Annotated in this window: 13 protein-coding genes; 6 read left to right on the top strand and 7 right to left on the bottom strand. The window is 55.5% G+C overall.

The genetic code is table 11. The annotated features are described in order from the left end of the window. Positions 1 to 73: 73 nt before the first annotated feature. Both OZX73_RS04935 and OZX73_RS04930 read right to left on the bottom strand, forming a co-directional pair. A complete protein-coding gene (locus OZX73_RS04935) occupies positions 74 to 2,116 on the bottom strand; it encodes an AMP-dependent synthetase/ligase (RefSeq protein ID WP_277148106.1) in 2,043 nt (680 codons plus the stop codon). Between the two features lie 244 nt (positions 2,117 to 2,360). Beyond that, on the bottom strand, positions 2,361 to 3,398 hold the full coding sequence (locus OZX73_RS04930; RefSeq protein WP_277148104.1) for an alpha/beta fold hydrolase: 1,038 nt from the start codon (positions 3,396 to 3,398) through the stop codon (positions 2,361 to 2,363). Positions 3,399 to 3,737: 339 nt separating this feature from the next. Here OZX73_RS04930 and OZX73_RS04925 point away from each other — a divergent pair, with 339 nt between their 5' ends. The 4 genes from OZX73_RS04925 (at position 3,738) to OZX73_RS04910 (ending at position 8,906) form a co-directional block, all read left to right on the top strand. Then, positions 3,738 to 4,421, top strand: coding sequence for a 50S ribosomal protein L25/general stress protein Ctc (locus tag OZX73_RS04925; RefSeq protein WP_277148102.1), 684 nt, complete (start codon positions 3,738 to 3,740; stop codon positions 4,419 to 4,421). A 267-nt stretch (positions 4,422 to 4,688) separates the two neighbouring features. After that, positions 4,689 to 5,816, top strand: coding sequence for a branched-chain amino acid aminotransferase (locus OZX73_RS04920; RefSeq protein ID WP_277148100.1), 1,128 nt, complete (start codon positions 4,689 to 4,691; stop codon positions 5,814 to 5,816). Between the two features lie 172 nt (positions 5,817 to 5,988). Then, a complete protein-coding gene (locus tag OZX73_RS04915) occupies positions 5,989 to 6,702 on the top strand; it encodes a TRIC cation channel family protein (RefSeq protein WP_277148098.1) in 714 nt (237 codons plus the stop codon). Positions 6,703 to 7,022: 320 nt separating this feature from the next. Further along, complete coding sequence (locus OZX73_RS04910; protein ID WP_277148096.1) at positions 7,023 to 8,906, top strand: ABC transporter ATP-binding protein; 1,884 nt, start codon at positions 7,023 to 7,025, stop codon at positions 8,904 to 8,906. Positions 8,907 to 9,065: 159 nt separating this feature from the next. Here the strand turns inward: OZX73_RS04910 and OZX73_RS04905 are convergent, their stop codons facing one another. The 3 genes from OZX73_RS04905 to rpsT all read right to left on the bottom strand — a co-directional run bounded on the left by OZX73_RS04905 (position 9,066) and on the right by rpsT (position 10,676). Next, positions 9,066 to 9,251, bottom strand: coding sequence for a helix-turn-helix transcriptional regulator (locus tag OZX73_RS04905; RefSeq protein WP_277150933.1), 186 nt, complete (start codon positions 9,249 to 9,251; stop codon positions 9,066 to 9,068). Positions 9,252 to 9,528: 277 nt separating this feature from the next. Continuing rightward, positions 9,529 to 10,170: a hypothetical protein gene (locus OZX73_RS04900; protein ID WP_277148093.1), complete on the bottom strand. Its 642-nt coding sequence runs from the start codon at positions 10,168 to 10,170 to the stop codon at positions 9,529 to 9,531. 245 nt (positions 10,171 to 10,415) lie between these two features. Beyond that, complete coding sequence (rpsT, locus tag OZX73_RS04895; RefSeq protein WP_277144664.1) at positions 10,416 to 10,676, bottom strand: 30S ribosomal protein S20; 261 nt, start codon at positions 10,674 to 10,676, stop codon at positions 10,416 to 10,418. Between the two features lie 262 nt (positions 10,677 to 10,938). Between rpsT and lepA the strand changes: the two genes are divergently transcribed. Further along, a complete protein-coding gene (gene lepA / locus OZX73_RS04890; protein WP_277148091.1) occupies positions 10,939 to 12,831 on the top strand; it encodes a translation elongation factor 4 in 1,893 nt (630 codons plus the stop codon). 101 nt (positions 12,832 to 12,932) lie between these two features. Then, on the top strand, positions 12,933 to 13,616 hold the full coding sequence (locus tag OZX73_RS04885; protein ID WP_277148089.1) for a nitroreductase family protein: 684 nt from the start codon (positions 12,933 to 12,935) through the stop codon (positions 13,614 to 13,616). A gap of 37 nt (positions 13,617 to 13,653) precedes the next feature. Here the strand turns inward: OZX73_RS04885 and OZX73_RS04880 are convergent, their stop codons facing one another. Both OZX73_RS04880 and OZX73_RS04875 read right to left on the bottom strand, forming a co-directional pair. Next, positions 13,654 to 13,926, bottom strand: coding sequence for a DUF4160 domain-containing protein (locus tag OZX73_RS04880; RefSeq protein WP_277148087.1), 273 nt, complete (start codon positions 13,924 to 13,926; stop codon positions 13,654 to 13,656). Next, positions 13,919 to 14,152 carry a hypothetical protein gene (locus OZX73_RS04875; RefSeq protein WP_277148084.1) on the bottom strand — a complete coding sequence of 78 codons (234 nt, stop codon included), beginning with the start codon at positions 14,150 to 14,152 and terminating at the stop codon, positions 13,919 to 13,921. Before OZX73_RS04875 ends, OZX73_RS04880 begins: the two co-directional genes overlap by 8 nt. Between the last annotated feature and the right edge of the window lie 274 nt (positions 14,153 to 14,426).

The following is a 14,426-nucleotide window of genomic DNA, read 5'->3' as shown; positions in this document are numbered from 1 at the left end:
GTCAACATAAAATCGGCTGGCAATGAGGATATCCCAGCATCAGCCGATTCATAAAGCATGGAAACGATTTTGCTTACTTCTTCTTGGTGTACATCTGCGTGTTGAGCAGGTTGGCGTAGTGCTTGATGACCGCAGGACGTATCACCTTCATCGAGGCGGTCAGCATGCCGTTCTCCTGGCTGAACTCCTCGGGCAGCAGGATGAACTTGCGTACGGATTCCGCACGGGAGACGCCTTCGTTGGCCTTGTCGACCCACTTTTGCACTTCGGCGCGGACCACGGCGTTCTTGCATGCCTCTTCCATGGGCATGTCCTGGTCGAGACCGGCGGCGTCGAGCCACTGGCGCAACGAGGGCTCGTCCAGCGTGATGAGCGCGGAAATGAATGGGCGCTTGTCGCCGAGCACCAGCGCCTGCGAGACGAACGGGCAGCGTTGGATGATCTCCTCGATCGGTCCGGGGGCGACGTTCTTGCCGCCGGCGGTGATGATGAGGTCCTTCTTGCGGCCGGTGATGTAAAGGAACCCGTCATCGCTCAGGCGCCCGAGGTCGCCGGTGGCGTACCAGTCGTCTGGGGTGAAGGCGAGTTCGGTGGCTTCGTCGTTCTTGTGGTAACGGTGGAAGACACAGGTTCCCTTGACCTGAATCTCGCCATCTTCGGCCAGACGGATCGAGAAGCCGGGGTAGGGGACGCCGACCGAACCCTCATGGAACGGCGTGCCCTTCGGGTTGAACGCGCAGGGCGCGGTGGTTTCGGTCAGGCCGTAGCCTTCGTAGGCGGGTATATCGGCGCCGCGGAAGAAGGCGAGCAGTTCCGGATCGAGCGGGGCGCCACCGGCGACGAACCACTCGGCGTGTCCACCGAGCACTTCTCGCAGCGACTTGTAGACGATTGGATCGAAGGCGGCGCGGCGGGCGCGGGTGGCGAAGCTGGCCTTGCCGTTCTCGCTCATTTCCTTCTCGTACTCTTGGGCCGCCACCACGGCAGCGGCGAATGCCACGCCCTTGGCCCCGTTTCCAGCCTTCTGCGAGGCTGCGTTGTAGACCTTCTCCCACACGCGTGGCACGAGGATGGTGACGCTGGGCTTGGCGACCTGTAGGTCGCTGATAAGTGTCTTGATGCCGCCGGCGATGTAGATGCGCAGGTCGCTGGCGACCACGATGTAATTGACCGCACGGGCGAAGGTGTGTGCCTGCGGCAGGAACAGCAGGACGGACCTGCCTTTCTGTTTCAAGAGTTTCGGCATGTAGTCGCGAAGGTTCAGCGCGGTGGTGCAGTAATGCTCGTGCGTCATCTCGACGCCTTTGGGAGCGGCGGTTGAGCCGGAGGTGTAGACGATGGAGCACAGGTCGGTCTTTTTGATGGAATCGATGCGCTGGTCGAGCGCCTCGTCGCTCACCGACTTGCCGTAGTCGCGCAGTTCCTCAAGCGCCCCGGCCTCGAGCGTATAGATCTTTTCGAGCGTCGGGCAGTCCTCGACGGCGCCGTCGGCCTTCTCGCGCATCTCGTTGGTTTCGACGATGAGCAGACGCGAGTCGGAATTGTTGACGATGTTGCGGATCTGCTCGGCCGAATCGGTGTCGTAAATGGTCGCCAGCACGCCGCCCACGGCCATCACGGCCGCGTCCACGACGTCCCATTCGTATGAGGTGTGGGACATGAAGGAGACGCCGTCGCCTTTGTCGATTCCGTAATGCATCAGGCCTTTGGCCACGCTGCGCACGTCCTCAAGGAACTCGTTGGCGGTCTTGGTGACCCAACGGTTATCGGCCTTGAACGTGTAGAACGGATCGTCACCCATGCGCTCCGCTCGTTCGACATAGAGGTCGTAGATCGACATGTCGTCGTCGATTGGCGGGTTGCCGGCCGTGGTGACGGTGAGCAGTCCGGTCTTGTCGTCGACGAACAGTTTGGTGGGGTAGCCGGGGCCCCATTCGTGGCTGTGCGGCAATGTCGAATAATCGACGGGCTTCACAGTGGCGAGATGACGGTCGTCATTGAAGTCCGGCGTTTCCGGATCCTCGGTGTTGACCGGATGCTCGAAACCGTTGCCCAAATGGAAGGCCTTCTGGCTCAGCTTCAGTGTTTCCTTTTTCAGTGAGTTGATGACTGACACGTGTGCACTCCTCGACCTTCTATAGCGGCGTTGTATTCAAGCAATGAAGCCAATTCTATAGGGTTTGTCGCGTTTCGTCACCTTACGGTAGCGTAAGGGAAGCCATGTTTCACAAGGCCTCCAGCGTATCTCCACATCAGTGGAACGTGTGGGTGGGAACGGTGCGACCAAGCGAAAATGACCATATATATTCGTCGCTCAACCTGTGTCGACGAGGAAAACTCATTCGTTCGGGATTGTGCTATCAGTTGAAAACGATGTATCCCGACACGCCTTTGGGTTTGTTGAGGTGGAAGATCTTGGTCACGAAAGCCGTCACGGTCTTCCAATAGCGCTTGGGGTCCGTGGAGGCAGACATCGCGTGCGCCGCACCTGGGATCATCAGTTTCTGCTTGATTGGGCTGGCGCAGGCACGGAAATTGCGCTCGAGGCTCGCCGGGTTGACGAAATCATCGGCTGAGCCGTGGATGAACAGCATGGGAATCGAGGTATGGCGCAACGCCTGGACGCATGAGGCTTCGGTGAAATCGTATCCTGCGCGGCGACGCGCGATGGAGCTCATGATGTGGATCGCCGGTTTGGCGAGGAGCTCCGGCGCATGGTAAAGGTGACTGGCGCTGTAAAGGAATTGGTCTTGAAGGCTGGTATAGCCGCAGTCAGCTATCGCCGCCTTGACGTTGCTTGGCAGTTTGGGATCACCGGCGGCCAGCATCACCGTCGCCGCGCCCATGGAATTGCCATCCAGCAAAATTCTCGCTTTCGGGTCATCGGCGACGATGGCATCGATCCAACGCAGCAGGTCGCGGTGTTCGAGGGTCCCCATGCCGATATATCTGCCGTCGCTACGCTCATGGCAACGGTGGGCCGGGGTGAACACCGTGAAACCGAGTTTGGAGAAGCGATGCGCGTATTTCGCCATCTCGGCGGGAACGCCTGAATAACCATGGCAGCAAATGGCATAGAGATGTTGCAGGGGATTGGAGCAATCCGGATCGAGCACCCAGCCATGAAGGCGGACGCCATCGAAAGCGGTGATGGTCGTCTCTCGTTTCGCGTCCTCGAACCATTGCGCGGCCTCGGCCTCCTCCTTGGCATCATGGTGGGGTTGGCGCGCGGCCAAGGTGGTGTCTGGCTGGTCGCTGTGGAAGAGCGAATGCTTCCAGCCGGGCTCAAGGACGAACCGGAAGAGGTAATCGGCCGTCAGGTAAAGCGCGCCGGCCGTGGCGGCACCTGTGCAAAGAAGCGCGCGGACAACGGTGGTTGTGTGGCGACGTCGGGCCATGATGGGCTTCCTTCCTTTGGGCCAAGAATTATCTTCCATCATAAATGTTTGGGTTCACAATCTTGGATGATGATTAGCGAATCTTCCATGTTTGTTACGTTCAGCGTTTATTTCAACGCTCTGACTTGAATACGCGATATGCCATGTCTACTTGAGGACTTATTATTAATAACGTTGTTTCGGCAGGTTTTTATATCTGTCGCGCTTTGGCGAGGGGAAGCGATTCCCGTTATCGACTGGGCTGAATGTGTTGGGTCTCTTTGAGGCTGCGATTTCGGCGCGTCGGTGCACCGGAACAATGCAGTACATATAGGTAAATGATCTCAAGGAGATTACATTATGGCAAACACCATTACCATCGAGGGCGAAGTCCGCGACCAGTTCGGCAAGGGCGCTGCCCGCCGCATGCGCGTGGCAAAGGAGATTCCGGCCACCATCTACGCCGGCGGCAACGACCCCATCTTCGTGAAGCTGCCGATGCGCGAGACCACGCTGGCCCTGCGCCGCACGAACGCGCTGTTCACCATCAAGTACGGCAAGGATTCCAAGATGGCCGTCGTCAAGGACGTCCAGCGCAACCCTGTCAAGCGCATCGTCGAGCACATCGACTTCTACGAGGTCAAGGCCGGCGAGAAGATCGAGGTCGACGTCCCGGTCTTCGCCGTGGGCACCCCGAAGGGCGCGGCCGTCGCGTTCGTCGACATCCAGCAGCTCCGTGTGCGCGCAAGCGTCGACGCCCTGCCCGAGCGCATCGATGTCAACGTCGATGGCCTGCAGGACGGCGAGAAGGTCTTCGCTAAGGATCTTGAGCTGCCCAAGGGCGTCGAGTTCGTCAACACCGACGCCGACGAGTCCGTCGTCTCCGTCGAGATTCCTGAGGACGCCACCGCCACCACCGCGGTCTCCGCTGAGGACGCCACTGCCACCGCTGCTGGTGCCGAGGGTGAGGAAGGCGCTGCCGCCGAGGGCGACACGGATGCCGCTGCCTCTGATGACGCTGCCGCTGACGCCGACAAGAAGTGATTCCGTCTTTCAGCAGATGTGAACACTTCCGTTGATACGGTTGATTCGTTCGGCCTGTACCTTTTCCATAACGGTGAAGGTGCAGGCCTTTTTCTTTGTACTCATAGAAAAACAGGGTGCGCCCAGGCACTTGTCTTTTTCATAATGTGAACGATTTCACCATACCTGTGCGGTTATGTGCGAAAGTAGCAGCATAACCAAGCGCCACAAGCGTATGGCAAACCACCATTCCGGCCGCCAGACGGCTGAAGTAAAGAAGAAGTGCAAATGACTGAGCAATCCCATCATGATCCAGCGGCGTTGTCGAAATTGACCGAACCGTTCAAGGTTCTCGACAACCCGAATCCCGCCTCCGACGCCGAGCGCGCGAAGCTGATTGACAAGCCGGCGTTCGGCCAGCTTTTCAGCGATAACATGACCCACATGGTCTGGCACAAGGACAGCGGCTGGGGCGATCGCCAAGTCGAGCCTTTCGGTCCTCTGCCCATGAGCCCTGGCGCCTCCGTCCTGCATTACGCACAGGAGTGCTTCGAAGGCCTCAAGGCCTATCGCCACGCCGACGGCAGCACCTGGCTGTTCCGCCCGGACGCGAACGCCGAGCGTTTCGCCAATTCCGCCAAGCGTCTCTATCTGCCGGAACTTTCCAAGGAAGACTTCTTGGGCTCCGTGGCCGCGCTGGTCAAGCGTGATGTCGACTGGGTGCCGACCCGCCGCGAATACACGCTCTACATGCGTCCGTTTATGTTCGCCTCCGAGGCGTTCCTCGGCGTGCGTGCGCCGCAGACCGTCGACTATTGCGTCATCGCCTCGCCTTCCGGCCCGTACTTCCCGGGCGGCGTCAAACCGGTGAGCATCTGGGTGGAAGACAAGTGGTTCCGCACCGGCCCCGGCGGCACCGGCTTCGCCAAGTGCGGCGGCAACTACGCGGCCTCGCTTCTTGGCGAGTACCGCGGCGCCGACCACGGCTGCGAGCAGGTCTGCTTCGTCGACGCGGCCACCAAGACCTACCTTGAGGAACTGGGCGGCATGAACATGTTCACCGTGCACAAGGACGGCCACATGGAGACCCCGTCGCTCACGGGCAACATTCTGCCTGGCGTCACCCGCCGTTCGCTCATCCAGTTGGCGCAGGACCACGGCCACGACGTCGTCGAGACCATGATCAAGCTTGACCAGCTGCTCGAGGACATCAAGTCCGGCGAGGTCACCGAGGTCTTCGCCTGCGGCACCGCGGCGATCATCACGCCCATCGGCCGCTTCAAGTCCGAGAAGTTCGATGTTGAGGTCAACGGCGGCAAGTCCGGCGACTTGACGTTGAAGCTGCGTGACGAGCTGCTCGGCATCCAGATGGGCGAGATCGAGGATCCGCACGACTGGATGTGGAAGGTCTGCTGAGCGCTCGAAAGCGTTAAAGCGAACTTGAGACTCTGAAGTTTCGTATTAAAAACGGCCTGTGCCGTCGCATGATTCATCATGATGACGGCACAGGCCGTTTGCTCGTTGTTTTGGCCGGTGTTTGCTATACTTTGCTATTGGCTTTTATACAATTCGAAGAAGGATGTGCGGTATGCAATTGGCGCTGGAAAGTAACGTCTTTTTCTGGGCCATCGAATACATCGCGACCTTTTGCTGCGGCCTTTTGGGTGGGCTCTGTGCCGTCAAGAAAAAATACGATTTTATCGCCATTTTGATGACCGTCTGGCTCACTGGTCTCGGAGGTGGAATCATCCGTGATGTGCTGCTGGGCATATTCCCACCCGTCGGTGTCTCGGATAAAGGTCTGGTCATCACTTGCTTGCTGGCCAGTGTCACGGTCGCCATCATTTACCCGGAAGTTGACCGGCTCAAATGGATCATGGTCGGTCTTGACGCGCTGGCGCTTGGTTTATATGCGGTCAACGGCACACAAAAGGCGTTGATTTATCATACGTCCGGCATGACAGCTGTTTTCATGGGACTGATTACGGCAATCGGGGGAGGCCTTATTCGAGACATCCTCATCAACGACGTCCCGTCGGTCATCCGCGACAGCCATTGGTATGCGGTTCCGGCGTTGATCGGCAGTATTCTGACCGTCTTCGTCACCCGTGCCTACCAAGCCGGGCACATTCCGTTCAGTCTTGAGGTGACATTCGATATTGCCATCGTGGCCTTCGTTGTCATCTTGCGTGTGCTTTCCGTACGCTTCGATTGGAAGGTGCCGGGGGCGATCAAGCGGCATCACGCGTACTTGCCATTGCCGGCAAAACAGGATGACGAGAAGACCGATAGTAGCAAGTGAAATGCGTTTTGGTTATTGTTGACTGATTAATCGGTTGATTGTTTTTGCTTTTATGTTTCCATTCGCCAATCAGCTGATTAATTGTTTATTGCTGTTCTCCTTCGACTTCATGCTTGAGCGGGTGAATCGTGAATGGCTTTCCGCATATATATTATTGGGTACCGGTATCAAGAATGATCAGAGTAAAGATCACTATTTGCAACGGGAAAACCATGCATGGCTTATTACAAGCATTTGTTGTCCCAGCAGGGCGGGAAAATCGAGGTACCTGACACCAAACCTTCAGCTCAAGCACGTGAAATCGACTCGAAGGAGGCAGCATGTCGATTGGTGATAGTACGAGAGATGATAAGCCTTCGGCAAAGGAGCGTTCTCGCATCTCGTCTCTGACGACATTGCGGAAGTCATTACGGCTACTCGTGGCAGTGGCGCCGATAGCCGTCATTGTCCTCCTCATTCTTACTGTGGTGCGGGCCCTGCTGTCGCCCCTTCAGATTTTGGCCACGACACAGATCGTGAATTCCGTGGGTACGGGTTTGCTTCCGAAGGTTGTCGATTCGGCGGTACTTTTCGCTGTGGTCCTAGTGGGAATGTTCGTTACCGAGAACGTCATTAAATATCTATCCGACTCAATTCGAGAAAAACTATCCTACTGCGCTAATTGCAGTATCGTCGATAAGCTCACTACGCTCGAAACGCAGCAGTTCGAGGATGCGGAGACCTTCGATCGCATACAGCGGGTCGGAGGAGATACCGGCGGACATATCTTCAATATATTTGATAGTGCACGTGATTTTCTACAGTCGTTCCTCACTATTGTATCCGTATTCTCTTTACTGGTTTCATGGAACAAATGGGTGGCCTTTTTCCTTCTGCTGGCGCCTATTCCAGGTACCATCGGCACATTGATGGCCAGTTCCAAACAGTACAATATCGATTACCGGCGGGCAGGGGAAAAACGCTTGTCGGACTATTATCGTTCGATTCTGACATCGGATAATGCAGCCAAGGAAATCCATCTGTTTGGTCTGGGTGGTTTGTTATCAGGGCGTTATAAGACGCTTATCGGTGGTTTTCTCAAACAGGATCTCGCTATGTCACGTACCTATCTGTGGATTGCGCTTGGCTTGGGAATTCTTACGACTCTGGCCAATATCGGGGCGGTCGCCGTGGGTGCGATTCAGGCTATGCATACAGGCGATGTCGGGCAGCTGGCCGGTTATATCAGTGCGACAGGGTCATTCGGGCAATCGGTATTACTCATTTTGGTTTCGGTCTCCAGCATTTATCAGAGTCTGCTTTACGCCGGCAATTGGGTTCATCTCATGGACACTGAGCCGGCTGTGATTCGCTCTGGCGGCGAGAAACTCGATGATGGAACGCCCGTGACCGTTTCTTTCCGAAAAGTAAGATTTGCCTATCCTGGTTCCACCGATGGCAAAGAAATTCTCCATGGTGTCTCTTTTGATCTTCCCGCCGGTCAATGTTCGGCTCTTGTTGGACTCAATGGTGCCGGTAAATCAACTATCGCAAAACTGATTTTACGTGTCTATGAGCCCACTTCCGGGTCGATTCTCATTAACGGTAGGGATATCAGTGAGTATTCCCGTGCGTCATTGTACGAGAGGTGTTCTGCGATTTTCCAGGATTACATACGATACGAGCGGCCCTTACGTGAGAATGTGGGATTTGGTGATCTGGATGGAATCAACGATGATGATGCCATTGAACATGCGCTTGATCTGGTAGGGATGAAGGGTCTGGGGCAGTCACTGCCCGAGGGTTTGGATACTGTATTGGGAAGGCACTTCGAGGGCGGCTACCAACTTTCCATCGGGCAATGGCAGCGCGTCGCCCTGGCCCGCGCTTTGTTCAGACGGCCGTCATTGCTTATTATGGATGAGCCGACCGCATCCGTGGACGCCCTTTCCGAGAAGCACTTCTTCGACTCGCTGGATCGGGCGGATAGTACGGAGGAAGGGCCGCGGCGCACCACCATCCTCATCGCCCATCGTTTCACCACCATCACCCACGCCAGTCATATAGTCGTCCTGCGTGACGGCGATATAGTCGGAGAGGGTGATCACGAGACATTATTGTCCGATTGCCCGTATTACCGCGGTTTATATGAGGCCCAAGTGGTCAGTCAGCGGCACGAGGATCCCGCATCGATGCTGCGTCCGGAGAATATCGAAGGAGAATAAGATTCGCCGGTGCAGGTACTTCCTGTTGCAATCATTGATTGCCCGCAGATTCTGTCATCGCATATCGCTGGAATTCCAGGTATTCGAATTCCTGTCATACGACGAAAGTCACGAAAAACGGCCCGAAAGCGTGCTTTTCGTCGTGTGGGCGGGCGTTTATCACGTCGGCTGTTTTGGTTCGTACTTGAGGATGTCGCCGGGCTGGCATTCCAGCGCTTCGCAGATGCCGGCCAGTGTCGTGAAACGGATGGCCGCCACGCGGTTGTTCTTGATTTTCGAGAGGTTGACGTTGGATATTCCGACCTCGTCCGCCAGCTCCTTGAGCGACATATGCCGGTCGACCATCACCTTGTCAAGCTCGAGCACGATAGTGCCTGTCGGCTGGTGGGATGTTTCGTCGGTACCGTTGTCCTGTTCGCTTTGATTGGGCAATGAGATGGCATCGGTTGTGGCGTGCTGTGGTTGTACGGCTGAAGTCTCGTGTTGGTTATCGGCACGGGCGGTGGTGTCATCGACGGAGTCGCCAGCAGCGCTGCTTTCCGTCAGTCGAAAAGAGGAATCTTCCTGCGACTCGCCAGTTGATTGGGTGTTTTTCGGCTTTCTGAAAATCATGGTGTCCTCTTCAGATCAGTTCATCGTGTTCACGCTGCAAGGTTTCTCCATATCTTAGGATTCTTGCGACGCAGAAGATGAAGATGCCGGCTACAAGCCAAATGATGCTGATAGGGGAGGTGCTGATGTCAGGCTTGACGCTAACGGATGGCGCAGAGGTGGTGGTGCCATCCAAGTCATAGGCTCCTTGCGTCCATCCTTCTGAGAAGCCATGACCAAATGGCAACGCGGCCGCGACCAAGGTGCCGATGACCCAGACCAAGACCAGAGCGACTCCGATGTTGCGTACGGCTTTCGTGATTTCGGGGCTGAATGGTGTTGGCTCGCCGGATTCGGGATTGCGATGCATCCGGTCGAATGCCTTATAAAGGTTCATGAAGGCGTAAGCGAAAATGCACAGAATGGCGATGGCTCCGATGGCATAGCAGATCAGTTCGCCTTTATGTTGTGAGGCATTGCCAAAGGTGATGGCGATGCTGAATCCGTAGACGCTGGGCAGTTGGGTATGCTGCCAGGATTTCGGGAACGAACCGTTGAGGATTCCCGTGTAGATCGAACCGATCAGCACCAGAACCGCCGACACGATGTTGACCCATTGAAGGATCTTGGCCGCCCATTTGATGACGGTGTCGGTTTTATTGGGCTGGTACATGATGTGCTCCTTAGTCAATTTCAACTTCTTGAATATCATGAGCATATCATTAATCAACAAATAATTAACGATAATCATTAAAATAATATTGAATTTCGTTATAATAAAACTTTATAAACTGTCCTGTCAAACGTAGGGGAGTTTATAACGGAATGCAAAAAGTCCTGTGGGCTGCAAACGTAACCATACGTTCACAGCCCACAGGACTTCACTGATCTAAAGGCATCTAACCTTTAAGCCGTTTCTCACATCTTGTTGATGGCGACTGCGAGATTGGACTTGCGGTTGGCGGCCTGGTTCTTGTGAACCACGCCCGCGCTGGCGGCCTTGTCGAGCTTCTGGCCGGCGATCTGGTAAGCGGCCTGGGCTGCTGCCTTGTCTCCGGACTCGATGGCTTCACGGGTCTTGCGAATCGCAGTCTTCAGGCTGGACTTCACGGACACGTTGCGCTTGTGCGCCTTTTCATTGGTCAGCACGCGCTTCTTCTGCGACTTAATGTTTGCCACAATTTCTCCAAACAACGTTTTCTATAAGGACATACAAAAGTTAAGAATAACACCTCATGCCGATATTTCCGTACTTCTCGTTGAATATTCCATCTTTCTTTTTCAGTGGAGACTTAACGATTCCGCAATGCAGGGGCGCTTTGTCCATTGCATGTCACGTAATTCCTTTGCCTACCGCGGCCGTTAGAATAAGGCTTACTATAGGAAAGGCGGAATCGGAGAGATTCCGCTATGGGGTATTTGTGGATAAGGAGTGGCATCAGTGACTGAGGCGAAGAACAAACCGGGATTCACCGATCAATCGCTGATTCGCAATTTCTGCATCATCGCGCATATCGACCACGGCAAGTCCACGGTGGCCGACCGCATCCTCCAGCTTTCCGGCATCGTGCCGCAACGCGAGATGCACGACCGATTCCTCGATCGCATGGATATCGAGCAGGAGCGTGGCATCACTATCAAATCGCAGGCCGTGCGCGTGCCGTGGACCTTCGACGGGCAGGAATACACGCTCGGTATGATCGACACTCCGGGTCACGTCGATTTCACTTACGAGGTCTCGCGTGCCCTGGCCGCGTGCGAAGGTGCGGTGCTTCTGGTCGACGCCACGCAGGGCATCGAGGCGCAGACGCTTTCCAACCTGTATATGGCCATCGAAGACGATTTGACCATCATCCCTGTCCTGAACAAGATTGACCTCCCCAGCGCCGAACCGGACAAGCATGCCGAAGAAATCGCGAACCTGCTGGGCTGTAAACCTTCCGATGTGCTGCGCGTTTCCGGCAAAACCGGCGAAGGCATCAAGGACCTGCTCGACCAGATTGTCTTGGAAATCTCTGCCCCGCACGGTGACCCGAAGGCTCCCGCCCGCGCCTTGATTTTCGATTCCGTCTATGACACCTATCGCGGCATCGTCACCTACATCCGTATGGTCGACGGCGAGCTCAAAAGCCGCGAGAAAGTGCACATGATGGGTATCGGCATGACGCACGAACCCATCGAGATTGGCGTGATCAGCCCGGATATGACCCCGACCAAGGCGCTCGGCGCAGGAGAGGTCGGCTATATCATCACCGGCGCGAAGGACGTCAGCCAGTCCAAGGTCGGCGACACCGTCACCTCGGCCATACGCCCTGCTTCTGAGCCGTTGCCTGGCTACCGAGACCCGCATCCGATGGTCTATGCCGGCATTTTCCCGATCGACAACGCCCAGTTCCCGGAGCTGCGCGATGCGCTTGACAAGCTCAAGTTGAACGATGCGGCGCTGATCTACGAGCCGGAGACTTCAGTGGCGTTGGGCTTCGGCTTCCGTTGCGGCTTCCTCGGCCTCTTGCACATGGAGATTGTGGTCGAGCGCCTGAGCCGCGAGTTTGGGCTCGACCTGATTTCCACCGCCCCGAACGTGACCTATAAAGTCACCACCGAAGACGGCACGATGCACGAGGTCAAGAACCCAAGCGAATTCCCCGACGGGAAGATCAAGCAGATTGTCGAACCGATGGTCGCGGCCGACATCATCACACCCAAGGAGTTTATCGGCTCGGTGATGGACCTGTGCCAGGACCACCGCGGCGAAATGGGCACGATGGAATACCTGAGCCCCGAACGCGTCGAGATGCACTATCGCATCCCGCTGGCCGAGATTGTCTTCGATTTCTTCGACCAGCTCAAAAGCCGCACCAAAGGCTACGCCTCGCTCGACTACCACGAGGACGGCGAGCAGAGCGCCGACCTGGTCAAGGTCGACATCCTGATCCAAGGGGAGAAGGTCGATGCGTTCAGCGCCATCGTCCATCGCGACAAGTCGTACAGCTACGGCGTGATGATGACCAAGAAGCTGCAGAAGCTCATTCCACGCCAGCAGTTCGAAATCCCGATCCAGGCGGCCATCGGCTCGCGTGTCATCGCCCGCGAGACCATCCGCGCCCTGCGCAAGGACGTGCTCGCCAAGTGCTACGGCGGCGACATCACCCGTAAGCGCAAGTTGCTCGAGAAGCAGAAGGCCGGCAAGAAGCGCATGAAGATGCTCGGCCATGTCGAGGTCCCGCAGGAGGCGTTCGTCGCCGCACTGTCCACCGGCGAGGCCGGCCCCAACCAGTCCATGGATATCGACACGAAGAACAAGATACGCGCCGCCGAAAAGGCGGTTAAGTAACTGCTACAGGAATATCGCATGTCGAATTGTTCCTGATTCCGATCTGGCGGAAGCGAATACGATTCCTCATGAAATCGAAATGCGTTGCAAAGTAGGGAAGTATGGAACTGAACGAAGCGATTCGGGTACGGCATGCGGTTCGGCATTATACCGACAAGCCGATTCCGCAGGATATCGCCGACGATCTGCAGCGAACCATTGATCAGTGCAATCGCGAAGGCAACTTGAGTATGCAACTGAAGCTCAACGACCCGGCGGCATTTGAAGGTTTCCTCACCAGTTACGGCATCTACAAGGGCGCCCGCAATCTTGTCGCCATCGTCTCGGATAAAACGCCGGATTGGGAGGAACGTTGCGGCTATTACGGTGCGCACGTTCTGTTGCGGGCTACTCAACTTGGACTCGACACCGGTTGGGTGCGCCAGTTCGGCCGTCACCTCTCCAAGCATGTCGCGCTCGAACAAGGGGAGCGGCCACGTTTCGCCATTGTCATGGGCTATGGAACCAACCACGGCCACCAGCATCGTTCCAAGTGTTACGACCAGGTTGCGCGAGTCCCTGAAGGCATGGAAACTCCAGAATGGTTCCGCAACGGCATAGAAGCCGCGTTACTCGCTCCGACGTCCCTGAATCAGCAAAAATTCGTCTTCACCCTTCAACCGGACGGTCGCACCGTCACAGCCAAAGCCAGCCTGGGCCCCTGCACACACACCGACCTGGGAATCGCCAAATACCATTTCGAAATCGGTGCCGGCCCCAATACTGATTTTGCGTGGAAGCGATGATTAAAAGCGAACTGTTTTAGGTTCTCTGCACTTTGTTTTATTTATCGAAGTGAACGTCATTACCGAAAAGTCGGCGCCAATCATCAACAATCTCACCGAAATTTTGCCTGATGGCTGCCTCAATCAGTTTGATATGCTTCGTCGGAAGATGGCCATGGTTATGAGCCAGAAGCACTGTACCGTCACTTTGAAGGACAAAACGTGCAAAATCTCGTTTCGAGCCACTCGCTACATGCACATGGATACCATGTTCTTTGTCAAGAGTGCTGAAATAGACGCTGTAACCCGCGAGGAAGAAGACCTCAGACATAAGCGTATTCCCGGTCGATGGCGCGGAAGTCATCAATCATTGGTTTGACCCGGGCGAACCAATGCTTCAGGAACGGGATTCCTTCTTTACCGAATGTTGAGGAAATGATGTTGCCTTGGTTGTCCATGACGGCGGTGCGGTCAAAGCCCTGCTCGGAGATACAAAGCGAATTATCGTCCCATTGCGTTTTGATACCGTCGATGATGAATACATTGTCGTCGCTCATGTCTCCTCCTTCGGGTGTTTTAACTGTTGACTCATACTATTTTAACGTATAGCAGAGTAACTTGCCTATCTTGCCAATTCTGTTCTCTATGGACGAATACAACCTGATTTTCCTCGAAAAACAGGATGAATACAACCATATTTTGCATTGAAACCGGTATAAATACAACCGGATTTTCTGGTAATTTTACATTTATCCAACCTGATTTGTTTCATATTTGTATACTAATCCAACCGGTTTTGGTTCAGGATAAAGATGAATGTGACCTCGTATC

Origin of the sequence: Bifidobacterium sp. ESL0775 (assembly GCF_029395475.1) — a bacterium.
Lineage (GTDB): Bacteria > Actinomycetota > Actinomycetes > Actinomycetales > Bifidobacteriaceae > Bifidobacterium.
The sequence above is the reverse complement of the archived record's forward strand: the minus strand, read 5'-3'. Positions and strand labels throughout refer to the sequence as shown.